Origin of the sequence: Streptomyces sp. GMY02, assembly GCF_019056675.1 — a bacterium.
Taxonomy (GTDB): Bacteria; Actinomycetota; Actinomycetes; order Streptomycetales; family Streptomycetaceae; genus Streptomyces; species Streptomyces odonnellii.
On record NZ_CP077658.1, the window covers coordinates 3035670 to 3058073 of the forward strand.

Genomic DNA, 22404 nt, shown 5'->3' on the forward strand with positions numbered 1-22404 from the left:
CGCGCCCGCCACCCGGCCCCGCTCAGCCTGAGCAGCGCGCACCAGCCCACGGTCGTATGCGCGCCGCAGTCGGCAACCCGTCCGGACCCCCGGCTGTCAGTCCCTCACCCGGCCCAGGTCTCCCCTTCCGCACGCCACACCGTCCCCGTTCGGGTCCAGTCTCAGCGGGTCCTGCTTGCCGTTGACCTTCAACCGGCCGTACTCGTTCTCCGTCAGCCAGGCGCAGCGCGCCTTCGTCGTCGGCTTCACCGGCTCGGGGAACGCCGTCGGTACGCAGACGTCCGCCGAGCCGTAGTGCCGGTCGCAGCCCGCGATCTGCGGGCTCACCTGCGCCGAAGTCCGCTTCTTCTGCGGCTTCTTCGCCTGGCCCGCCAGGTCGCCCGCGAAGTCGTGGACATGCGCGGACGCCTCGGTGGACGCACCGGCGGACGCGCCATGTGCCGACTCCGCCGCCCCCTTCGCCCGCGCCCCCGCGCCGCCGCCCAGGTGCACCCACTTCGCCACCGACGGAATCCCATTCGCGTCCACCGCGAACAGCATGTACCAGCCCGGCGGCGCCAGATTCGGGTTGCTCGTCACAATCAGGTCGACCGTGTTGCCGTCGTTTCCGTCCACCGTGAGCGGCAGGTCCACGAACCGCTGGTTCGGGTCCGACGAGTGTGTCACCGCGGCCGGCCGGATCAGCTCCGCCTTGGTGATGGGCCGGTCGACCGTGATCCGCTGCGTGTCCCCGTACAGCCACTGGTCGTCGATCAGCGAAGTGATCCGCGGCCGGGGCCCCTTGAGGAGGTACGGCGGTGTGTACAGGGACACCTGGTGGTTCCAGGTGCCGTTGCCCGGGTTGTCGCCGGTCGTCATGACCCGGCCGTCCGGCAGCAGGAACGCCGACGAGTGGTAGCCGCGCGCCTCCGGATCGGCCGCCACCGGATCGAAGGTGTCCGTCTGCGGATCGAAGAGGGACGACTCGTACACCGGGTTGGCACGGTTGTGCAGCGCGCCGCCCGTCTCCAGGACCTTGCCGTCCGGCAGCAGCACCGCCGAGCCGTACATCTTGCCCTGCGCCCCGGTCTGCGGCTGCGGCCCGGCGCCCAGGTCGACCGTGCCCTGCGGCAGCGGCGGGCCCGGGGTGTACTGCGGGCTGGGCTGCTTGAGGTCGATCAGATCGGTGAGCCGGTTCGCCTCCGGGTTGGAGTCGATGTTGCCGCCGCCGATGGTCAGCACCCGCTGGTCCTGGGCCGGAGGCAGCAGCACGCTCGCCGACTGGTCGCGCTCGTCCTTGTTCCGGAGCCCGGGCACATCGGTGACCGTGTTGGCGTCGTAGTCGTAGACCGACGAGCCGGTGCCCGGGGTGCCGTTGCCGAAGACGTGGCTGCCCGAGTAGAAGAGCCGGCCGTCCTGCATCAGGATCATCGACGGGTACAGGCCCCAGTACGACCAGGTCTGGTTGACCTGCCAGAGCGGCAGCCACTTGTCCTCGGCGGCCGACCAGCGCTCGGCGGTCACGGACCCGCTGGAGTCCTCGCGCAGCCCGCCGAAGGACAGCACATCGCCATTGCCCATGATCGTGGCCGACGGATACCAGTGCCCGTCGTTCATGTCATTGGTCCTGCTGTACGTCTCGCTGACCGGGTCGAAGACGTACGAGTCCTTGTACCCCTGGTAGCCGACCGTGCCGTCCGCCGACGGATAGCCCTTGTTGCCGCTCATCACCAGGACCCGCCCGTCGGAGAGCTGGACATGGCCGGCGCAGAACATGTCGTCGGGGGTCGGGACCGTACGGTACGAGCCGTCCTCCGGGTCGTACACCGCCGAGGTGAACGTACCCGCCTCGAACATGTCGGTGTTGTTGCCGGATCCGGCGATCAGCAGCACCTTGCCGTTGTGGAGGACGACCGAGTGCATGGAACGTACGGGGTTCTCGGTCGGCAGGACCTCCCAGCGGCCGTCCACGCACTCCTGGGCGGTGCCGGTGCACGCGGGCTCGACGGGCGGCGGGGCGACCTCCTCCATGGCGTAGTCGTCGGTGGTGACACTGCCCGTGCCGTACACGGAGACACCCCAGGTGATCCGGTCGGTGCCGGGCGGTACGACGGGGGTACGGACCTCCGCGCGCTGGTAACCGGCGCTCGGCTCAAGGGTCTTGAGGTCGGTCCAGTACTGCCAGCCGGCCGTGGTGTCGTGCCGGAAGAGCGTGATCGCCGCGTCCGGCGTCGTGGACTTGTACCAGAGGGAGACGTCGTACTGCCGCTCCGGCACCACATCGGGCGCGCACTCGGCGGACTCGGTGATCAGCGCCTTGCGGTCGCCGTCGACGCGGCGGGTCAGCTCGACCTTGACGGCCTTGGTGCCGGAGTGGGCGTCGGCGACGATGGCGAAGGTGAAGTCGTTGTCGCCCCAGCCGGACTGCTCCCAGCAGTACGGCATGGCTCCGGGGCCGCCGCCCGGGTCCGCGGTCTCGAAGCCGGGGTTCTTGACGAGGTTGACCCCGGCGGCCGCGGGCTGCTGCGCGCTGAGCAGCAGCCCTCCGGTGAGCGCGGCGACGGCGAGCAGGGCGGTACGGCGGCTCCGCCGCGCGGGCGGCCGACGGAAGGGGAACACGGCCCTCGGTGCCCGCGCCGGTCCCGCCGGACCGGCCCGGACCGCCGACACCGGCCACGCCACTCGGCCGGGCCGCCAGGAGCGGCCCGCCTGAGCCGTCTCACCGGCGCGGCCGGCGCGGCCGGCCCGAACCGCGCCACCCGACCGGGCCGCCGATCCCTCGGATCCCACCGGACCGGCCGATCCCTCCGCCCCCGCCCGGCCGGCCGGGCCCTGCCCGGTCCGCCGGTCCGTCTGCCTCGTCCCGTCCGTCTGTTTCCCGCCTCTGAACAGCCTCACTGGATCACGCCCCCTCAACACGGTCGGCCGCGGGCCTCTCATGCCCCTCGGCCGCGGCTCCTCGTTCCGTACCGTCCGAAGCGCGGCCGGCGCCCCGCCGCTTCTTCCGCTTCCGCTTCGGCAGATAGACCAGCGCCTCCGTCCCCACGAACCGCAGGACGAAGGTGGCCAGCAGCGCCAGCGCCGTCGCGGGCAGCACCTCCGCGCCCAGCCTGGAGACGAACAGCGCGATCAGCGGGATGCGCAGCAGCAGATCGGCGTTGGCGAGCACGGCGAACCGGCCGACCCGGTCCGCCCAGTGCCGGTGCCCGCGCCTGCTGCGGAAGAGCAGCGCCTCGATCAGGACGAAGTTCCAGGCCACCCCGAACTGGTTGGCCAGCACCTCGGCCGGCAGATAGTGCAGCCCCGCCGCCGTCAGCCCGTACAGCGCCAGCAGGTTCGGTACGAAGCCGCTCAGCCCGATCAGTCCGAAGGCGGCCATCCTGGCGAGCGGCGAGGCGGTCCGCAGCTCCACCAGATGGCGCAGGAACCGCAGTCCTTCCTTCGCCGACGACTTGGACTCGCCCGCGAACCGGTCCCGGAAGACGAACGGCACCTCGGCCGGCTGCTCGGGCCGGCAGCGCACCGCCAGCTCCAGCAGGATCTTGTAGCCGAGCGGACGCAGCGCCTCCGCGGTGACCGCCGAGCGGCGGATCGCGAAGAACCCGCTCATCGGGTCGCTGATACCGCGCAGCCTGACCGGGAAGATCCCCTTGGCCAGCCAGGTCGCCGCGCGGGACACCGCGACCCGGTAGCCGCCCGCCAGGCCCGCCCGGCTGCCGCCGCTGATGTAGCGGCTGGCGACGACGAGATCGGCGCGCTGCCGCTCGCCGGCCGCGACCAGGTCGGGGACGAGGGCGGGCGGATGCTGGAGGTCGGCGTCCATGACGACGATCCACTCGGAGCCCGCGGACCTGAGGCCTTCGACAACGGCCCCGCCGAGACCGCCGACCGGGGCCTCGCGGTGGATGACCTCGACCGGGAACGGGCAGTCCTGCGCGGCGGACGCGATCACCTGGGGGGTGTCGTCGGTCGAGTCGTCGACGAAGAGCACCTCGCAGGGCAGCCGCGCGGGCACGGCGTCGGTGAGCTGCCGCAGCAACTCCCTTACGTTCCCTGCCTCGTTGAAGGTCGGGATGATGACGGTGACCGCGCCGGGCTCGGCCACCACGGTCGCTTCGAGCTCCGGGTCACCGAGTTCGTGCCGTACCGGTCCTGGCTCGCCGGCGCCCGAACCGGCTCCGGCGCCCGCTCCGGCCGGGGGAAGGATGCTCATCGTCCGCCTCCAACGATTCGTCCGGCTCCAACCGATCGCCCGCCCTCGACGGATCGCCCGTCTCCGGCCGATCGCCCGTCTCCGATCGATCGTCCGCCTCCGACGATCTGCCGGATCTCGATCCGGTCCTCGCCCTCGCCGAAGACGGCGACGGGGTCCGAATGGTCCAGTGCGGCCCGTACGTTGGGCAGGTCGCGCGCGTCGCGCCGTACGGTCGGGGAGGCGACCACATAGTCCAGGTCGCGCCAGCCACCGGGCATGGTCCTGGTGACGGCCGGGTCGAGATCGGCCTTGTAGAACCAGATCGCGCCGAGGCCCGGCTCGTATCCGGCGTGCACGAGGTCGAGCCAGAGCGCGTCGTCGACCAGCACCCGGGTCCGGGAGGGGTCGGGGACCCGCTCGGCCATCCAGGAGGCCGCGGCCCGGTAAGGGGCGTTGGCGTCGGCGGTCAGGGCCGTACGGTTGCCGTCGTACCACCGCGGCGCCACATACACGGCGGCGGTCACGGCCAGCGCGGCGAGCGCCGTCCACCGCACGGCGGTCAGCTTCCGGCTCTCCCGCGCCGCTCGCCGTCTGCGCAGGACCGCGTGCGTGACGCTCGCCGCGCCGCCCGCCAGTACCAGCGCGAGGAACGGCAGCCCCTGGATCACGTACATCGCGGGCAGATAGCCGGAGGGGCGCATCGCGACGGCGGTGAGGATCACCACGGCCAGCGCGGGCCCGGCCAGCGCCCGCGCGGTGACCGACCAGCGCAGGGTCACCATCAGCAGGACGGCGCCCGCGAGCCCGCCCAGCGGCAGCACCCGGTCGTAGTAGAGCCAGGACTGGAGCACTCCGTACGAGCCGCTGCCCGGGTCGAGGACGAAGCCGGAGCCGGGCCTGCTCATCTGGTACGTGATGCCGTCCCAGAGCGAGACATGTCCGCCGCCCGGCAGCAGCTCGCCCTTGAGCAGGGCGAACAGCGGGTACGAGAGGCCGATCAGGGCACAGGCGGTGACGGCGCCGGTGAGGGCGAACTTGCGGGTGTCGCGATGGCTGAACCGCCACATCGTGACCAGCAGCGCGGGCAGCACCACCAGCATGGTCTCCTTGGTGAGCACCGCGACGGCCGCGGCGATCCCGGCCGCGAAGTGGTGCCAGAGATCGCGGTGGGGCGAGGCCGCGAGGCAGAACGCCAGCAGCAGCCACATCACGGCGATGTTGTCGAGGAAGATCTCCCGCTGGAGCACCACGGAGAGCGGCGAGAGTCCGAAAAGGACCATCGCGAGCCCGGCGGCCCAGCGCGGCAGCCACAGCCGCCTGGCCAGGACGTACAGGAACACCGCGCCGGCGGCGGAGACCAGCAGCATCGCGAACCGCATCGGGGCGACCGTCATCGCGTCGGGTACGAAGAGCGAGGGCAGCCAGGTCAGAGCGGCGATCTGCATCCAGCCGAGCGGCGGATGGTCGTACCAGTAGGTGTAGTGGGCGAGGCCCTTGCCCTCCTGGACGGCCCAGGCCTGGGCGAGATAGGTGCCCTCGTCGTCGCTGAGCGTCGGGTAGTGCTGGATGTTCCAGCCCTGGACCAGCAGGATCGTGAGAAGGAGCGCGCCGCAGAGCAGCAGGTCGGCGCGGGAGCTGCGGAAGCGGACCACCGGGCGGACGGTGAGCCGGCGCCTGTCGGACATCTGCGCCTCGGCCGTGTTCCGGGCATGGTTCGGCTGCGCGGTGACGGCTTTCTGATCCGTCGTCACCGCGGGAAGGGTGGAGGTCACGCGTGGACGTCCTCTCGGATGTCGCGGATGCCGCGGATGTCCCCGGTCTCTCCAGCGCCTCCAGCGCCGCCGGAGCCCCCGGAGCTTCCAGCGCCTCCGGAGCTTCCAGCACCTTCGGAGCCTCCGGCGGCCGGCGCCAGATGCGCGCCGACATGGCTGGTCAGCTCCCAGTCGCTGCGCCCGCGCTGCTCGCGCCAGACGGCACGGATCGCCGCCCCGGCCAGGAGCACCTGGTAGAAGGGCCCGCCGACGATCAGCTTGAGATAGTGCGTGAGGCGCACGCGGAGCCCGTACTGCTTGCCGAAGTCATGCAGCCCGACGACCTCGAACACAAAGGTGACCATGGCGGTGACCAGCGGCAGGAAGGTGATGAAGGCGATCGCGACCGGTACGTCGAGGAACAGCGCGACCGCCGCGTTGAGCGGGATGATCAGCCCGGTGAACGCCTGGAGGAACGGCGTCATCAGGGTGTAGCGGGCGAGCATCCGCTGTCCTGACGTGGGCAGTTGTTTCCAGTCCTTCTTGCGGTAGACCTGTAGGAAGCCCTGGTTCCACCGGGTGCGCTGCTTGAGCAGGGACATCAGTGAGCCGGGGGTCTCCTCGCGGGTCACCATGTCGGAGTCGTACGCGACGACGACCTTCTTGCCCACGCTGGAGAGCCGTACGCCCAGATCGCAGTCCTCGGCCAGGCAGTCGGGGTCCCAGCCGCCGGCCGCGCGCAGCACTTCGGTGCGTACGAAGACGGTGTTGCCGCCGAGCGGGATGAAGCCCTTCTGGGCGTGGAGGTGGAGCCTGCTGCGGAACCAGAAGAAGTACTCCAGGCAGTTGCGCAGGCTGTACCAGCTCGAATGGAAGTTGATGAGCTGGACCCCGCCCTGGACGACATCGGCGCCGGTGGAGCGGAAGGCGTGGTCGACATGGGTCAGCAGCTCGGGATGGACCTGGTCCTCGGCGTCGAAGACCCCGACGACATCGCCGGCGCAGTGCGGCAGCGCGGTGTTCAGCGCCTTCGGCTTGTTCTTGGTCTCGTGGGTGTCGATGACGACTCTGACCCGGTCCGGGGCGCGGGCCGCGGCCCGCTCGGCGACCTCCGCGGTCTCCGGGTCGTCGTGTCCGACGATGACGATGATCTCGAACTTCGTGTGGCTGGACTGGAGCAGCCGCTCGACGGTGTGCTCCAGTACGGCCTGCTCGTGCCGGGCGGGCAGGAGCAGCGAGAACGAGCCCTCCCGGCCGCCGTCCGGCGGATCGAATCTGGTGGCGGCCAGCGTCTCCGGCGTACGCCAGGCATGCATCTGCCACCAGAGTGTGAACGCGGCCATCCAGAACAGCGCCAGTGAAATGGCAGCAACGAACACGGATGTGAACAACACGGCCCCCCTCGGCCCGGGTGGCCGGGGCAGGCCCCCCTGGCCGCCGGCTCACCCGTAATCCCCCTCGCACAACAGGCCACTCATGCGCACCAGTTGTGCCTCTTGTGAAGAGAATAGGGCCGATCTGTGACGACCGGCGGGCCGATTGGGTGAATACCGCGTTTCAGTCCGATTCGGCATACATCATAAATCGGCCACAGTTCACTCGAACGCGCCCAATTCGCGCCGGAGTGCGCCTACTTCGGTTGTGGGAGCCGCGCAAACGAACCGCCGGCAGACATATGCGGCGGAATGCCCGCCGACGAGCGGCCGGCCGGCGAGCAGCGGGAACTCGCCACTGTCCGGGGCGCCCGTGGCGACGACCGCGCCGGGGGCCGTCGCGAGGAGCGCCGTACGGTGCAGCTCCCGGGCGGCGGGGTCGCCCTCGGGGCCGACGACGGCGATCTCGCGGGGGCCGTCGAGCAGGGCCTCGGCGGTCGCGAGACCCCAGCCGATGAAACGCGGGACCCTCGGCCCGAGGGCCTTCACCACGCCCAACGCCCGTTCGGCGGCGGTGCGATGGGCTTCGGAGCCGGTGTGGGCGGCGTACGAGAGGAGCGCGCCCGCGGCGGCCGTCCAGCCGGAGGGGGCCGCGTTGTCGGTCGGGTCCTGGGGGCGGCGGATCAACTGTTCGGCGTCGTCGGCGGTATCGAACAGCGCGCCGTCCTCGGCGGTGAAACGGTCGAGCACAATGTCCAGCAGGAATCCGGCGAATTCCAGCCAGGCGCCGTCGCCGGTGACGGCCGCGAGCGCCAGGAATCCCTCGGCGACGTCCCCGTAGTCCTCCAGGACCGCGGCGTGCGCGCCGGACCGGCCGTCCTTGGAGGTACGGGCGAGGCGCGCGGTGTCGTCGAGGTGGACCCGTACGAGCAAGTCGGCGGCCTCGGTGGCGCGTTCCACCAGATCCGGCCGGTCGAAGTACGCTCCGGTCTCGGCCAGCGCGGCGATCGCGAGACCGTTCCAGGCGGCCACGATCTTGTCGTCGCGGCCCGGACGGGGCCGCTGCTCGCGCGCCGCGAGGAGCCGTGCGCGTACGGACTCGGTGCGGGCGGCGTCCACCATCCCGCCGTTCCGCGGAAGCTGGAGCACCGAGGCGCCCTCCTCGAAGGTGCCCTCCTCGGTCACCCCGAAGTACCGCGCGGCGAATTCGGCGTCGGCCTCGCCGAGGACCTCGCGGAGCTGCGCGGGCGTCCAGACGTAGTACGCGCCCTCGGCGTGGCGGCCGGTGCCGTCGTCGCTGTCGGCGTCCAGCGCGGAGGCGAAGCCGCCCTCCTCCGTGCGCAGTTCACGCACCAGGAAGTCCGCGGTCTCGACGGCGACCCGGCGGGCCAGCTCCGATCCGGTGGCCCGCCACAGATGCGCGTACACCCGGCACAGCAGGGCGTTGTCGTACAGCATCTTCTCGAAGTGCGGCACCACCCACTCGCGGTCGACCGAGTAGCGCGCGAACCCGCCGCCGAGCTGGTCGTAGATCCCGCCGCGCGCCATCGCCTCGCAGGTGTCGGCGGCCATCTGGAGCGCGCCCTCGGCTCCGGTACGGGCATGGTGGCGCAGCAGGAACTCGGTCACCATGGACGGCGGGAACTTGGGCGCCCCGCCGAACCCGCCGTGCCGCGCGTCGTACTCCCTGGTCAGCCCGAGCAGCGCCTGCGACAGCTCCGGCTCGCCCGGCACCCCGTCCCCGCCGTGCCCGAGCGACCGCCCGGCCAGCTCCCGCACGATCCGCCCGGCCACCTCCGCGACCTCCTCGCGCCGGTCGGTCCACGCGGCACTGACCCCCTCCAGGACCTGCGGGAAGGACGCCATGCCGGACCGGGGCTCGGGCGGGAAGTACGTACCGAAGTAGAAGGGCTCCGCATCGGCCGTCAGGAACACGGTCATCGGCCACCCACCCTGCCCGGTGGCCGCCTGCACGGCCTCCATGTACACGGCGTCCACATCGGGCCGCTCCTCGCGGTCGACCTTGATGTTCACGAAGTGCCGGTTCATGTACTTGGCGGTCGTCACGTCCTCGAAGCTCTCGGACGCCATGACATGACACCAGTGGCACGCGGAGTAGCCGACCGACAGCAGGACGGGCACATCGCGCCGTCGTGCTTCCTCGAACGCCTCCGGCCCCCAGGGCCACCAGTCGACCGGATTCTCAGCGTGCTGAAGCAGATAAGGCGAGGTCGTACCAGCCAACCGGTTCATATGGCCCAGCCTCTCACAGCGCCCGGCCACGTCGACGAAGCCCGTTCGGCCTCTGTGTCGCTCGGCCGAGCCACGATCGCCATGGCAACCGAACGGGTCGATGTCGAGCATCTCCTGGCGCTCTTCCGAGTCCGGCGCCCCGGCATCGCAGGACAGTAGGCTGAGCCCAGCAGCGCCGGCACTGCCGAGGCTCCTCGAAGGAGGTATGTCATGACCGCCGAGATGATGGCGCCCGCGTGGATGCATACGCAGATCAGCGCCGAGGAGTACGACACCTGGTCCGAGGAGCAGTGTGCCGGCATCGAGATCGTGGACGGGATGGTCGTGGTGAGCCCAAGCGCGTCCAAGCGGCACAACCGGCTGGCCCGGATCCTCGCCAATGCCCTGGACGCGGCCGCAGGCCCGGACTGGAACGCCGACACGGACTTCGACGTCCGCCTGCAGGACGTCCCGCTCACCAACCGCCGTCCGGACGTCGTCGTCTACCGGGCGGAGACCATCGACCTCACGCCCACGCGCCCCGAACACGTACTCCTGGTCGTCGAGGTCGTGTCGCCCGGCTCGGAGACCACCGACCGGATCGTGAAGGTGGACCAGTACGCCAAGGCCGGCATCCCCTTCTACTGGCGGGTCGAACAGGCCGCCACCGGTGTCCCGATCATCTACACCTACGTTCTCGACCCGGCCACCAAGGCGTACAGGGACGGCGAGATGTTCACCGGCGTGATCAAGGCTGCCGCGCCGTTCTCCGTCACTGTCGACCTGGGAGCCGTCTGACGCCCGGCCTCCGCCTGGGCGGCGTCATCACATCCCCTGGCCCGCCGGCCGGAGAGGGTCAGGCCAGCCCCAGACGGGTTATCTCCCGCCCCGCGGAGCGGTCCATCACCATCAGCAGGCCGGCCTCACGAGTCCTGGCGTAGGCGGCCTCGTCCATGACGTCCAGTTGGAACCAGACCGCCTTGGCGCCGATCGTCACAGCCTGGTCGGCGATGCCTCCGGCGAGGGCGGAGTTGACGAACACGTTCACCACGTCCACCGGGAACGGGATGTCCGCGAGGGACGCGTAGCCCTGCTCTCCGTGCACCGTCTCGGCCTTCGGGTGCACGGGCACCACCCTCTTGCCGATGCGCTGGAGCTTCGCGGCCACGCGGTAGGCGGCCCGTTCGGGGTTGTCGGACAGGCCCACCACGGCCCAGGTGTCTCCGGCGGTGGTGAGGATCTGCCGGATCTCCGCGTCATCGCCATAAGTCGTCATGTCCGGCACCGCCGTGCGCCGATGGGCTCCGCACCGGTTACCGCCGGCCGCATGACCATGGGGAGTGCCAGGTTTGTGGACTTCGTCAGCCGCATGAGCAGACGGTAGCCAGTTTGAATACTGTATGCAATAGCGCAGTCAGCGTCTTCCCGTGCCAATGCCGTCCCCGGCTGGGCCCTGAGGAATGTCACCCTCGCCTTACGCGGGCCCTGGCAGGACAATGTGTGTTCACTGAAAGCTTTCTGAGGGGGACGCACATGCGGGAAAGCCACCGGGCCGAGGCCGACAGGCTGTTGGTGCGGGCCGTGGAGGAGGAGGTGCGGCGGTCGGGCGGGCGGACCGACGGCGGGGCGCTGCTGGCGCGCGGGCGCGGTGCGCTGGAGTCGCTGGCCGCCGGGGCCGCCGAGGAGTACGCGGCGTACACGCACGCGCTGGAGGCGGCCGAGGCCGAGCGGCTGTCGGGGCGGTTCAGCCGTAAGTCCCTCGGAACTCCCGTGCTGGTCACGGCCGTTGCCACGGCCGCCGCCATCGGCGCGGACGTCGCGCTGGGCACCGCCACCGGGGTCGCGCTCGGCGCGGGCGCGGTGGTCGCCGTCGCCGGGGCCGCCACCACCGTCGCCAAGGTGACCGCGTCCCACTGGCCCGCAGCCCACCAGCGGGCGGGCGCGGCCGGCCGGCCCGGCGGCACCGAGCAGCTCAGGCTCCAGTGGCTGACGGCGCTGGAGGTACGGGGCATCCGCCCGTTCCTCGACCAGCAGCGCGTCCTCATCTCCGCGAACCGCCGCCCCGCCAAGAAGTCCGCGCCCCAGCTCAGGGGCGGCGACCGCAGCGCCGCCGCGCGCCGGCGCACCGTACTGGAGCAGTCCTTCGGCCATCTCCCGCAGCCCGACGGGCCGTTCGCGGGCCGCCGCGCCGAGATGGCGCAGATCGCACAGTGGGTCCATGCCGCCCGCGCCTCGACCGAGACCCGCCCCACGGTCGTGGTGATCCACGGCGACCCCGGCTCCGGGCGCACCGCGCTGGCGGTACGGGCGGCACACCGGCTCAAGGACCAGTTCCGCGGGGCGTGCGTCGTCGATCTGCGCGGCGGCGACGCGGGCGAGGCGCCACTGTCGACGCGGGACGCGCTGCTGCACCTGCTGAACCGGCTCGGCGCCCCGCGCGAGCAGCTCCTGTTCCGCGAGCGGACCTCCCCGGAGCAGCAGGTACGCCGGCTGAGCGAGCTGTACCACCGGCATCTCACCGATCTGCCGGTCACGGTCGTCCTGGACGACGCCTCCGATCCGGAGCAGGTCGCCACGCTCGTACCCGAACGCTCCGAGAGCCTGGTCCTGGTGACGGCCCGTCAGCCGCTGGAGCTGCCCGCCGCCACCCCGGCCTGGGTGCACCAGCTTCCACTGGAGGCGCTGGACGGAGCGGGCGCCGAGGAACTGCTGCGCGAGATCGCCCCGGCCGGGCCCGGCGCGGCCGGCGCGCCCTACGACGCCCAGTCGGCGGACCGGGTGCGGGAGCTGTGCGGCGGACTGCCGCTCGCCCTGCGGGTCGCGGGGTCCTCGCTCGGGGAGCGTACGGCCCAGCGTCTGGCCGCCGACCTCGCCGCGTACGGCCGGGGCGGCCCGGTCGAGCGCGCGCTGTGGCTGCGCTACACCGACCAGGGCGAGCAGGCCCGACGGCTGCTGCGCCGGCTCGCGCTGGCCGGCCGCGCGTCCCTGGGCGCCGCCGCCGCGGCGGCGCTGCTGGCGACGGACGAGCAGGAGGCCGGGCAGCTTCTGACGGCCCTGTCCGGGGCCGGACTGATCGACCATGTGCGCGCCAGCCGATACCGGCTGCACGACGCCGTGCGGACCTTCGCGCAGGCCCGCCTCCAGGACGAGGAGAAGGCGGCCGACCGTACCGCCGCGCAGGAGCGGCTCATCCGCAACTACGCCGAGCTGGCCGACTCCGTGATCCGGCTCGTCGACGGCAAGACCTCGACCCGCGCGGATCTCTTCAAGACCGCGGCCGGCGCCCATGGCTTCGCCTCGCTGGACGCGGCGCTGCGCTGGCTGGACGAGGAGTCGAGCTTCATCACGGCCACGCTGCGCCACGCGGAGGGCGTCGACCAGCAGGCCGTACTCGACCTGCTCGGCGCGCTCTGCGACTACTGCCTGCTGCGCGGCGACCTCTACCGGCTGGGCGAGATCAGCGAGCTGACACAGGCGGTGGACCAGGGCCTGCTCGTACGGTCGGTCCAGTGGCGTACGGGCATCGCGGCCCGCCAGCTCGGCGAGCTGGACAAGGCGCGCACCACCCTGACCTCGGTGGTCGACCTCTACCGCGAGGCCCAGCACGACGCCGGCGCGGCCCGCGCGCTCGGCTCGCTGGGCATCACCCTGCACCATCAGGGCAATCTCCCCGAGGCCTCGGCGAAGCTGCGCGAGGCGCTCGCCCTCCAGTCCGCCGACGGACTGGCCGGGGACCGCGCCTGGACCCTGCACGCCCTCGCCGCCGTCGAACGCGACCGGGGCGGTCTCGCGGAGGCCGTCTCGCTGCTCGCCACCGCGCTGGTGCTGCATCGCGAGAGCGAGTCCGTGCACGGCGAGGCCTGGACCCACTTCCAGCTCGGCCAGGTCTGCCTTCGGATGGGCGATGTGCCACGCGCGGAGGGCGAGCTGGCGGAGGCGCTGGAGCTGTACGGCAGGACCCGCGACGCCCGTGGCGAGGCCTGGGCGCTGACCCAGCTCGCCCGGGCGCGGCTGGTGGACGGCGAGGCGTCCTCCGCGGTCGGCGGGCTGCGCGACGCGCTGGCCCGCCACCGGGAGAACGAGGACGCGCGCGGCGAGGCCTGGACGCTCTACTACCTGGGCCAGGCGCTGGAGGAGAACGGCGACCGCGACCAGGCGGTACGGGAGCTGGAGCGGGCCCGCACGATGTTCTCGCGGATGCGCGACGTGTACGGGCTGGCCTGCGCCCGGCACCACTCGGGCCGGGTCACCCGTGACCAGCGCGCCGCCCAGACCGGCAATCTCCGCAATTCCGGCTTCGCCCGGCAGCTTCTGGCCGACGCCCGCGCGGACTTCCACCGGATCGGGCTCGCGCACGGCGAGGCCTGGACCTGTCTGGAGCTGGCGATCGTCGACGCGGGCAACAACCGCGCGGCCCAGGCGCTCCAGCTCTGCGACGAGGCGACGGCGCTCTTCGAGTCGTACGGGGATCTGCGCGGCGCCGACTGGGCGCGCTTCCTGCGCTGCACGCTGCTGCCGTACGCCTCGGCGGGCGGGACGGAGGTGGGCTCGGTGGTCGCGGAGCAGGAGCTCACGGAACTGTCGGCCGCGCGCCACGCGCTGCGCGACGGCAAACTGGAGGACTGCGCGGACGCCTACGCGGTGATGCTCGGCCGGGGCGTCAGCCTGGAGGACGGCTGGCAGGCCTGGCAACTCGGCATGGTCCCGACCCGCCACGCACGCGAGGTGATGGGCGTACCGGTGGAGACGACACCGGCGTAGGACGCGGGCGCCGAGCGGGAATGGGCTTCAAGCGGCGCGGGCGGTCGAGGGGCGCGGGCATCAAGAGGGCGCGCGCTTCAAGCAGCGCAAGCGCCGAGCGCACGCGGGCTCCAAGGGGGCGCGAGCTCCAAGCAGCGCGGGCGTCGAGCGGCGTGGGCCGTCGAGCTGACGCAGGTATCGAACGGCGCGGGCCTCAAGCAGACGCGGGCCCTGAGCGGGCACGGCGTGGGCCGAGCGAGCACGGGCTCAAACACGTGGGCCCCGAGCGGGCACAGCCTTCAAGCGGGCACGGGCTTCGAGCGGCAAGCACGCACACCCGTCAAGCGGTCGCCGGCCCTGAGGCCGCGCGTCCGCCCGTGCGTCCGGCCGCCCTGGCGGGGCGGCCGGTGTGGCAAGACGCTGGGCCGCTATTCGCCGGCCGGCCGCTGCGACTGCGACTGCTGCGACTTCGCCGGGGCGCCCGCCTCGGCCTTCTCCAGGTCGTCCCGCGCCTTCTCCGGCTCCGGGGTCTCCTCGAAGTTGACCATGTTCATATGGCGGTTCATCGACTTCATCAGCAGCCACACCCCGCCCGCCATCACCGCGAACACGATGAACCCGAGCACACCGGGCGTCACCTTGTTCTGGTCCAGCTCCTTGGCGAGCGGGATCATGTGCGTCATTGCCTGGGTCGCATACATATCAGGCATTGTCGCGGATGCCCGCGAAGAGGTCGCTCTCGGGGAGGGAGGTATCGACGAGGGACTTCACCAGCTCGTACTCCTCGGTCGGCCAGACCTCCCGCTGGATGTCCATCGGCACCCGGAACCAGCCGCCGTCCGGGTCGATCTGGGTCGCGTGCGCGATCAGCGCCTTGTCCCGGATCTCGAAGAAGTCCGCGCACGGAATGTGCGTGGTCAGCGTGCGCTCCTCGCGGCCGAACTCCTTCCACCGCTCCAGCCACTCCCCGTACGGGGACTCAAGCCCCCGCGCGAGCAGCGCCTCGTGCAGCGCGACCGTACGCGGTCGGTTGAAGCCCTGGTTGTAGTAGAGCTTCTGCGGCTGCCAGACCGGACCGAACTCGTCCTCCGGGTACTTCTCCTTGTCCGCCGCCGCCTCGAACGCCACCATCGAGATCTTGTGGGTCATGATGTGGTCGGGGTGCGGGTAGCCCCCGTTCTCGTCGTACGTCGTGATGACCTGCGGCCGGAACGAGCGGATCAGCCGGACCAGCCGGCCCGCCGCCTCGTCGGTGTCCTCCAGCGCGAAGCAGCCCTCGGGCAGCGGGGGCAGCGGGTCGCCCTCGGGCAGCCCCGAGTCCACATAGCCGAGCCATTCCTGCTCGACGCCGAGGATCCCGCGCGCCTCGTCCATCTCTTTTTTACGGACCTCGTGAATGTGCTCCTCGATATAGGCATCCCCCTGGAGCTTGGGGTTGAGGATGGAGCCGCGCTCGCCCCCGGTGCAGGTCACGACCAGCACGTCCACCCCCTCGGACACGTACTTGGCCATCGTGGCCGCGCCCTTGCTCGACTCGTCGTCGGGGTGGGCGTGAACGGCCATCAGCCGTAGCTGCTCTGTCAAGGCTCGATCCTCAGTGATTCGTCGCTTCGGGCGGCTTCTATAGTGACGGATACCGGGGGGCGGAAATTCCGGCCGCCCGTCGCCGCCCGTCGCAGAGAGGAACGATCATGGCCGTGGTGCGCGAGCGTCCAGTCGGCCGTTACGGCCGCTCCGCGGACGAGCGGGCGGACCACCGGCTGCGGACCGTCGGCGCCGTGCTCGGCGTCGCGCTGATCGCCCTGATCGGCTGGTTCGGCTATCACTATGTGGTCGATCGCAGTGTCTCCGGGGAGCTCATCAAGTTCAAGGTGGTTTCCGCCACGTCGGTCGAGGTCCATCTGGAGGTCCGCAAGGACCGGGACGCCACCGGTAGCTGTACGCTCCGCTCCCTCGCGGAGAACGGCGCCGAGGTGGGCCGTAAGGACGTCCGCTTCGGCCCGGGCGAGACCCGGATCGACCAGGTCGTGACCGTACGTACAACAGCGGCCGCGACCAGCGCCGAACTGCTGGACTGCACCTCCGACTGAGCCGCGTCAACGGCCTCCGGCCGAGCCGCGCCGTACGGCCCGCGGTGGGCCGGCGCCCGTGGCCCGCAGTGGCCCGGCATTCGGCCGGGACCCGGCCGGGACCCGCCGGGTCGGCGCCGCGCCGACACCCGGCTGAGCCGCGCTGACCTGCGTTGATGTGAATCTGATGGCTTTCGTCCTCCCCTCCGGGCCACGAAATTGTTAGGCTCGTGGTTTCGCCCGCCCGAGAAGACAACATTCTTCTGGGTAGGGCGTTGCTTTGTATTCCCGGTACCTACGAGGAGCACCTGTGACCCAGACCAGCGAGAACGTCACCTGGCTCACCCAGGAGGCGTACAACCAGCTCAAGGCCGAGCTGGAGTACCTGTCTGGTCCCGCCCGCACCGAGATCGCCATGAAGATCGCGGCGGCCCGTGAGGAGGGCGACCTCCGGGAGAACGGCGGGTACCACGCGGCCAAGGAGGAGCAGGGCAAGCAGGAGCTTCGCGTGCGCCAGCTCACCCAGCTCCTGCAGAACGCGAAGGTCGGCGAGGCGCCGGCGGACGACGGCGTCGTCGAGCCCGGCATGGTCGTGACGATCGCCTTCGACGGCGATCCCGACGACACGCTGGACTTTCTGCTGGCCTCGCGCGAGTACGCCAGCTCGGAGATCGAGACCTACTCGCCGCAGTCCCCGCTCGGCAGCGGTGTGAACGGCAAGAAGGTCGGCGACAACGCGGAGTACGAACTGCCCAACGGCAGGACGGCCTCGGTCAAGATCCTGGACGCCAAGCCGTACGGGGGCTGAGCGCGACAGCCCCCGGCACTGGACGCCGGGGGCTGTTCTCGTGTGCGCGGTACGGGGTTACGCCGTGGCCGAGCGGTATTTCCGCACCGCCAGCGTCCGGAACACCGCGATGATCACGACCGACCAGATCAGCGAGGCCAGCACCGGGTGCTCCATGGGCCAGGCGCTGGACTCCGAGACCCCCGGGTTCCCGAAGAGCACCCGGCACGCCTGCACGGTGGCGCTGAACGGATTCCACTCGGCGATGTGCCGCAGCCAGGCCGTCATCCCGCTGGTGTCCACGAAGGCGTTCGAGATGAACGTCACCGGGAACAGCCAGATCAGCCCGCCCGAGGTGGCGGCCTCCGGGGTACGGACGGACAGGCCGATCAGCGCGCCGATCCAGGAGAAGGCGTACCCGAGCAGAAGCAGCAGCGCGAACGCGCCGAGCGCCTTGAGAACGCCCTCGTGGATGCGCCAGCCGACGAGTACGGCGACGATCGCGAGCACCACCACGGTGAGCGCGGTCTGCACCAGGTCGGCGAGGGTACGGCCGGTGAGGACCGCCCCGCGTGCCATCGGCAGCGAGCGGAACCGGTCGATCAGGCCCTTGTGCATGTCGTCGGCGATCCCGGCACCCGCGCCCGCGGTGGCGAAGGTGACGGTCTGCGCGAAGATCCCGGCCATCAGGAAGTTGCGGTAGACGTCGGGGCTGACGGTGCCGCCCACCTGGAGCGAGCCGCCGAAGACATAGCTGAACATCACGACGAACATGATCGGCTGGATCAGGCCGAAGAGGACGACCTCGGGGATCCGGGTCATACGGATCAGATTCCGGCGGGCGACGACCAGTGAGTCGGTGGTCGACTGGACGATTCCGCCGCGCGGCCGGGGGGCGGCGGTCTGTGGCGCCTGGGTGGTGGCGGTCACTTCCGGGCCTCCTTCGTGGACTTGGCGGACTTGGCCGCGCTCTTGCTCTTGCCGGGGTCGTCGGACTCGGCCGCGCTGTCCTCGGCGGCGTGCCCGGTCAGGGAGATGAAGACATCGTCGAGGGTGGGGCGGCGCAGACCGATGTCGTCGATCTCGACGCCTCGGGTGTCCAGTTCCCTGATGACCTCGGCGAGCAGCTTGGCGCCGCCGGTGACCGGGACGGTGAGCTTGCGGGTGTGCTCCTCGACGGTCACCGCGCCGGACGGCGCCCCGGCGCCCGCCTGTGACTCACCGGACTTCGCGAAGCCCGCGAGAACGGCGCGCGCCGGGTCGATCTGCTCGCGCTCGTGCACGACGACCTCGACACGCTCGCCGCCCGTACGGGCCTTGAGCTGGTCGGAGGTGCCGCGGGCGATGACCCGGCCGTGGTCCACGACGCAGATGTCATGGGCGAGATGGTCGGCCTCCTCCAGATACTGCGTGGTCAGGAGGAGTGTCGTACCCCCGGCCACCAGTTCCTGGATGATGCTCCAGAGCTGCTGGCGGTTGCGCGGGTCGAGGCCCGTCGTCGGCTCGTCCATGAACATCACGGGCGGCGAGACGACCAGCGCGGCGGCGAGGTCGAGCCGGCGGCGCATGCCCCCGGAGTACGTCTTGGCCGTACGGTCCGCCGCGTCGGAGAGGTTGAAGCGCTCCAGCAGCTCGTCCGCGCGGGCCTTCGCCTCGCGGGCGTTCATCTGGTAGAGCCTGCCGACCATCCGCAGGTTCTCGCGGCCGGTCAGATACTCGTCGACTGCGGCGAACTGGCCGGAGAGGCCGATCGAGCGGCGGACTTCGTTCGGGTGCTTGAGGACATCGATCCCGGCGACGACGGCCTTGCCGCTGTCGGGCCGGAGCAGGGTGGTCAGGACGCGTACGGCGGTCGTCTTGCCGGCGCCATTGGGGCCGAGAAGCCCCAGGACCGTGCCTTCCGGGACATCGAGATCGACGCCGTCCAGAGCCCTTACATCGCCGAAGGTCTTGACCAGGCCTTCGGCGTAGATGGCGCCTGGCATGAAGTGTCTCCAGTGGGTGCTGACGGTGCTTGCTGACGCAGCACGGTAACGCGATACATCGCGACCGAACAAGGGGTGTTTGTAAGCCCGAAGTAAAGAAAACCGTACGAGCACCCAACAGGCACACGATTTACCGGCCGCCGCGCGCCTGCCGGGACGACCACACGCAGGCCGAGGCGACCGGCGCGCGACAGAGCGACCGGCGGGCATACGGCAGAGGACGTACGGCACGGCAGCCGACGGGCGTACGGCGACACGGTGGACGGGCGTACGGCGACACGGCAGGCGGACACGCCACAGCGGAAAGCGGCGGGGCACGCCACAGTGAGGAGCAGCGGGGCACGGCACAGCAGGAAACGGCGGGGAGCGGGTGCCTCAGGTGAGGACGGTGTAACCCGCCTTCCGCAGTGCCGCCTCGACGTCCGCACAGTGCCCCGGCCCCTTCGTCTCCAGATGCAGTTCCACGTCCGCCTCCGTCAGCCCCAGCCGCGGATCGGTCCGTACATGGCTCACATCGAGAACATTGGCATCCGCCACTGACAACACGGTGAGCATCGTCGCGAGCGCGCCCGGCCGGTCCGTCACCCGGACCCGCAGGCTCAGATAGCGTCCGGCCGCCGCCATGCCGTGCCGGAGGATGCGCTGCATCAGCACCGGATCCACATTGCCGCCCGACAGCACCGCGACCACGGGACCGCGGAACGCGCCCGGATCGCTCAGCAGCGCGGCCACCGGGCTCGCGCCCGCGGGCTCCACCACCAGCTTGGCGCGCTCCAGACAGAGCAGCAGCGCGCTGGACAGCTCGTCCTCGCTGACCGTACGCACCTCGTCGATCAGTTCCTGGAGAAGCTGGAACGGTACGTCGCCGGGGCGGCCCACCTTGATGCCGTCCGCCATGGTCTGCGGGGCCTCGACCGACACCGGCCGGCCCGCGCGCAGCGAGGGCGGATACGCGGCGGCGCCCTCCGCCTGCACGCCTATCACCCGGACCTCCGGGCGTACGGCCTTCACGGCGAGGGCGACACCCGCGGCCAGACCGCCGCCGCCGACCCCGACGACGACCGTCCGCACCTCCGGGCACTGCTCCAGGATCTCCAGCCCGACCGTGCCCTGACCTGCGATGATGTCCGGGTGGTCGAAGGGGTGGATAAAGACCGCGCCGGTGTCGCGCGCGTACTCCTGGGCGGCGGCCAGGGTCTCGTCCACGACCTGGCCGTGCAGCCGCACCTCGGCGCCGTAGTCCCGGGTGGCGGCGACCTTGGGCAGGGGCGCGGCGACCGGCATGAACACCGTGGAGCGGACCCCGAGCAGGGTGGAGGCGAGTGCGACGCCCTGCGCGTGATTGCCCGCGCTGGCGGCGACGACGCCCGCCGCGCGCTCCTCGGGGCTCAGGCCCGCGATCCGTACGTAGGCGCCGCGCAGCTTGAACGAGCCGGTCCGCTGGAGGTTCTCGCACTTGAGCAGGACGGGGGCGCCGACCAGGCCGGTCAGATATCTGCTGCCCTCCATCGCGGTCATCCTCGCCACGCCGGAGAGCATCTTCTGCGCCCCTCGGATGTCATCGAGGATGAGGGGACGCACGGGGCGGGACGTACCGAAGCTCATGTCTGCCAGTCTCGCAGCTCACCGGCCGCCCGGCGGCCCTGCGAGGGCTGAGTGTGAATCCCTGCCCATGGGTTTACGCAGGGCCGGTACGGGCGGGGTCATCCCCGCGTACTCTGTCCCCCACCAACCGACCCCCGCACAAGAGAGCCCCCAGCCATGCCCCCCATTCAGGACATGACTTCCGCTGCGTCGGCCTCCCGGGAGACGGCCTCCGAACCCTTGGGGGCCGGCTCAGAACCCTCGGGTGAAGCCGTCCTCCTCGATGCACTCCAGCACCAGGTGGCGGTCTTCGCCCGGCGGGCCGAACAGACCCGGCTCGGCGGTGTCGGCCAGGTCCGCAACTCGATGGACCGCGCCGCGTATCTGCTGCTCAACCGGCTCGACCAGGAAGGCCCGATGGGCGTCAAGGCGCTGGCCGCCGGCATGGGCATCGACTCCTCGACCGTCACGCGGCAGGTGGCGCCGCTCGTCGACACCGGCCTGGTCAAACGGACTTCGCACCCGGAGGACGGCCGGGCCGTGGTGCTCCAGCTCTCGGCGCGCGGGCTGGCCCGGCTGGACGAGGTCCGCTCGTCGCGGCGCGAGCTGATGGCGCAGGTGACGGGCGGCTGGACGACTGAGGAGCGCACCTCCTTCACCACACTGCTCACCCGTTTCAACGGCGCGCTGTCGGCGCGGGCGGCGGGGCTGCCGCAGGGCGAGGGCGGTACGGGCGAAGGCGGTACGGACGCGTAGGACCGCGTGGCGCGTAGGACCGCGTAGGCGCGTGCCCGGAAAGCCCCTGTTCGAATCAGGTCCTGTGCGAAAAGGCCCTCTTGACCTGGACCCGCCGACTCGCGTCAATGGAGGACGTGCGAGAGCGGCGGACGGCCACGGATCGCCGCCGCGCCCGTGAGCGTGAGTTCGAGACGTTCGCCGCGGGTGCGGCCGGCCGGCTGCTGCATGCGGCGGCGCTGCTCACGGGCGAGCCCCCGGAGGCCGCGCCGCGCGCGGAGCGCCTGCTGATCGCCGCGCTGGCCCGTACGTACGCGGACTGGGACCGGCTGCGCGACGACGACCCGTACGACCACACCCGCCAGGAACTCACCCTGCGGTACGCCGGCACCGCCTGGCACTCCCGGCTGCGCCGCCGCGCCCCGGCGGGGGTGCTGGCCGGGCTGGGTCCGCAGGAGCGGATGGTGCTGGTGCTGCGGCTGTACGAAGGGGTCGCCGAGGAACAGACCGCGGCCCTGATCGGGCTGCCGGTGGAGCGCGTCCACACGCTCTGCGCCCGCGCGATCAGAACGATGCGCGGGAAGGGGAACGGGAACAGGAAGACAGCTCCGCGCCCGGCCCCCCGTATCAGCGACAGCCGGGTGGGCGGGGCACGGACATGAGCGGGGGCGACGGCGGCGGCGAGCACCGCGACCACAAGGCCGCCGAGGTACGGCGGATGCTGGACGCGGGGCGCCCCGCCGTCCCCGGCGATCTCGTACCGCGCGCCACCGCCCTCGGCGCCCGGCTGCTGCACCGCCGCCGCGCGGTCCAACGGGTGTGCTGGGCACTGCTGTTGGTCGGGGTGATCGTGTTCGCGGTCTGGGCGTCAGCGGCGCACCCGTGGACCGTACCGCCGTCGGAGACCACGCCGCCGCTGGAGGACTGGTGACCCACCCGGCCGCGCCTGAGCCCACCCGGCGCTTGAGGACAGC

Annotated in this window: 18 protein-coding genes; 7 read left to right on the forward strand and 11 right to left on the reverse strand. The window is 71.4% G+C overall.

Translation table 11 applies throughout. The annotated features are described in order from the left end of the window. Positions 1–96: 96 nt before the first annotated feature. From KQY30_RS12635 to KQY30_RS12655, 5 genes are all read right to left on the reverse strand, one after another. A complete protein-coding gene (locus KQY30_RS12635; RefSeq protein ID WP_217306909.1) occupies positions 97–2598 on the reverse strand; it encodes a galactose oxidase early set domain-containing protein in 2502 nt (833 codons plus the stop codon). 283 nt (positions 2599–2881) lie between these two features. Next, positions 2882–4192: a glycosyltransferase family 2 protein gene (locus KQY30_RS12640; RefSeq protein WP_217306910.1), complete on the reverse strand. Its 1311-nt coding sequence runs from the start codon at positions 4190–4192 to the stop codon at positions 2882–2884. Further along, the gene (locus tag KQY30_RS12645) at positions 4189–5859 is read right to left on the reverse strand and encodes a glycosyltransferase family 39 protein (RefSeq protein WP_217311012.1); all 1671 of its coding nucleotides are present in this window, start codon (positions 5857–5859) and stop codon (positions 4189–4191) included. The genes KQY30_RS12640 and KQY30_RS12645 overlap by 4 nt, the downstream gene beginning before the upstream one ends. A gap of 83 nt (positions 5860–5942) precedes the next feature. Continuing rightward, on the reverse strand, positions 5943–7316 hold the full coding sequence (locus KQY30_RS12650; protein ID WP_217311013.1) for a glycosyltransferase: 1374 nt from the start codon (positions 7314–7316) through the stop codon (positions 5943–5945). Positions 7317–7520: 204 nt separating this feature from the next. After that, positions 7521–9551: a thioredoxin domain-containing protein gene (locus KQY30_RS12655; RefSeq protein WP_217306911.1), complete on the reverse strand. Its 2031-nt coding sequence runs from the start codon at positions 9549–9551 to the stop codon at positions 7521–7523. Positions 9552–9761: 210 nt separating this feature from the next. On the opposite strand from KQY30_RS12655, the gene KQY30_RS12660 reads away from it, so the two are divergent. Then, on the forward strand, positions 9762–10328 hold the full coding sequence (locus KQY30_RS12660; protein WP_217306912.1) for a Uma2 family endonuclease: 567 nt from the start codon (positions 9762–9764) through the stop codon (positions 10326–10328). Positions 10329–10386: 58 nt separating this feature from the next. Here the strand turns inward: KQY30_RS12660 and KQY30_RS12665 are convergent, their stop codons facing one another. Beyond that, positions 10387–10806, reverse strand: a complete 420-nt coding sequence (locus KQY30_RS12665; RefSeq protein ID WP_217306913.1) for a CoA-binding protein — start codon at positions 10804–10806, stop codon at positions 10387–10389. Between the two features lie 257 nt (positions 10807–11063). Here KQY30_RS12665 and KQY30_RS12670 point away from each other — a divergent pair, with 257 nt between their 5' ends. Further along, positions 11064–14291, forward strand: a complete 3228-nt coding sequence (locus KQY30_RS12670) for a tetratricopeptide repeat protein (RefSeq protein ID WP_217306914.1) — start codon at positions 11064–11066, stop codon at positions 14289–14291. A 407-nt stretch (positions 14292–14698) separates the two neighbouring features. Here the strand turns inward: KQY30_RS12670 and KQY30_RS12675 are convergent, their stop codons facing one another. Together KQY30_RS12675 and mca are read right to left on the reverse strand one after the other, a co-directional pair. Beyond that, positions 14699–14971: a hypothetical protein gene (locus KQY30_RS12675; RefSeq protein WP_217306915.1), complete on the reverse strand. Its 273-nt coding sequence runs from the start codon at positions 14969–14971 to the stop codon at positions 14699–14701. Between the two features lies 1 nt (position 14972). After that, positions 14973–15854 carry a mycothiol conjugate amidase Mca gene (gene mca / locus KQY30_RS12680; RefSeq protein WP_217306916.1) on the reverse strand — a complete coding sequence of 294 codons (882 nt, stop codon included), beginning with the start codon at positions 15852–15854 and terminating at the stop codon, positions 14973–14975. A 107-nt stretch (positions 15855–15961) separates the two neighbouring features. On the opposite strand from mca, the gene KQY30_RS12685 reads away from it, so the two are divergent. Then, positions 15962–16360: a DUF4307 domain-containing protein gene (locus KQY30_RS12685; protein WP_046499805.1), complete on the forward strand. Its 399-nt coding sequence runs from the start codon at positions 15962–15964 to the stop codon at positions 16358–16360. 289 nt (positions 16361–16649) lie between these two features. Continuing rightward, positions 16650–17147, forward strand: coding sequence for a transcription elongation factor GreA (greA, locus tag KQY30_RS12690; protein WP_046499808.1), 498 nt, complete (start codon positions 16650–16652; stop codon positions 17145–17147). Positions 17148–17204: 57 nt separating this feature from the next. Here greA and KQY30_RS12695 read toward each other — a convergent pair whose 3' ends face one another. The 3 genes from KQY30_RS12695 to ilvA form a co-directional block, all read right to left on the reverse strand. After that, the gene (locus tag KQY30_RS12695) at positions 17205–18056 is read right to left on the reverse strand and encodes an ABC transporter permease (RefSeq protein WP_217306917.1); all 852 of its coding nucleotides are present in this window, start codon (positions 18054–18056) and stop codon (positions 17205–17207) included. Then, positions 18053–19111, reverse strand: a complete 1059-nt coding sequence (locus KQY30_RS12700; RefSeq protein ID WP_217306918.1) for an ATP-binding cassette domain-containing protein — start codon at positions 19109–19111, stop codon at positions 18053–18055. The genes KQY30_RS12695 and KQY30_RS12700 overlap by 4 nt, the downstream gene beginning before the upstream one ends. A 375-nt stretch (positions 19112–19486) precedes the next feature. Continuing rightward, on the reverse strand, positions 19487–20716 hold the full coding sequence (ilvA, locus tag KQY30_RS12705; protein WP_217306919.1) for a threonine ammonia-lyase: 1230 nt from the start codon (positions 20714–20716) through the stop codon (positions 19487–19489). Between the two features lie 156 nt (positions 20717–20872). Between ilvA and KQY30_RS12710 the strand changes: the two genes are divergently transcribed. From KQY30_RS12710 to KQY30_RS12720, 3 genes are all read left to right on the forward strand, one after another. Continuing rightward, positions 20873–21451 carry a MarR family winged helix-turn-helix transcriptional regulator gene (locus KQY30_RS12710; RefSeq protein WP_217306920.1) on the forward strand — a complete coding sequence of 193 codons (579 nt, stop codon included), beginning with the start codon at positions 20873–20875 and terminating at the stop codon, positions 21449–21451. 116 nt (positions 21452–21567) lie between these two features. Beyond that, complete coding sequence (locus KQY30_RS12715) at positions 21568–22092, forward strand: sigma factor-like helix-turn-helix DNA-binding protein (protein WP_217311014.1); 525 nt, start codon at positions 21568–21570, stop codon at positions 22090–22092. After that, positions 22089–22361, forward strand: coding sequence for a hypothetical protein (locus KQY30_RS12720; protein WP_217306921.1), 273 nt, complete (start codon positions 22089–22091; stop codon positions 22359–22361). Before KQY30_RS12715 ends, KQY30_RS12720 begins: the two co-directional genes overlap by 4 nt. Positions 22362–22404: the final 43 nt, after the last annotated feature.

Coding starts and splice junctions, on each gene's coding strand:
- KQY30_RS12640 (WP_217306910.1), bottom strand. CDS start 4,192: ATGAGCATCCTTCCCCCGGCCGGAGCGGGCGCCGGAGCCGGTTCGGGC.
- KQY30_RS12645 (WP_217311012.1), bottom strand. CDS start 5,859: ATGTCCGACAGGCGCCGGCTCACCGTCCGCCCGGTGGTCCGCTTCCGC.
- KQY30_RS12655 (WP_217306911.1), bottom strand. CDS start 9,551: ATGAACCGGTTGGCTGGTACGACCTCGCCTTATCTGCTTCAGCACGCT.
- KQY30_RS12660 (WP_217306912.1), top strand. CDS start 9,762: ATGACCGCCGAGATGATGGCGCCCGCGTGGATGCATACGCAGATCAGC.
- KQY30_RS12665 (WP_217306913.1), bottom strand. CDS start 10,806: ATGACGACTTATGGCGATGACGCGGAGATCCGGCAGATCCTCACCACC.
- KQY30_RS12670 (WP_217306914.1), top strand. CDS start 11,064: ATGCGGGAAAGCCACCGGGCCGAGGCCGACAGGCTGTTGGTGCGGGCC.
- KQY30_RS12675 (WP_217306915.1), bottom strand. CDS start 14,971: ATGTATGCGACCCAGGCAATGACGCACATGATCCCGCTCGCCAAGGAG.
- KQY30_RS12685 (WP_046499805.1), top strand. CDS start 15,962: ATGGCCGTGGTGCGCGAGCGTCCAGTCGGCCGTTACGGCCGCTCCGCG.
- KQY30_RS12700 (WP_217306918.1), bottom strand. CDS start 19,111: ATGCCAGGCGCCATCTACGCCGAAGGCCTGGTCAAGACCTTCGGCGAT.
- ilvA (WP_217306919.1), bottom strand. CDS start 20,716: ATGAGCTTCGGTACGTCCCGCCCCGTGCGTCCCCTCATCCTCGATGAC.
- KQY30_RS12710 (WP_217306920.1), top strand. CDS start 20,873: ATGCCCCCCATTCAGGACATGACTTCCGCTGCGTCGGCCTCCCGGGAG.
- KQY30_RS12720 (WP_217306921.1), top strand. CDS start 22,089: ATGAGCGGGGGCGACGGCGGCGGCGAGCACCGCGACCACAAGGCCGCC.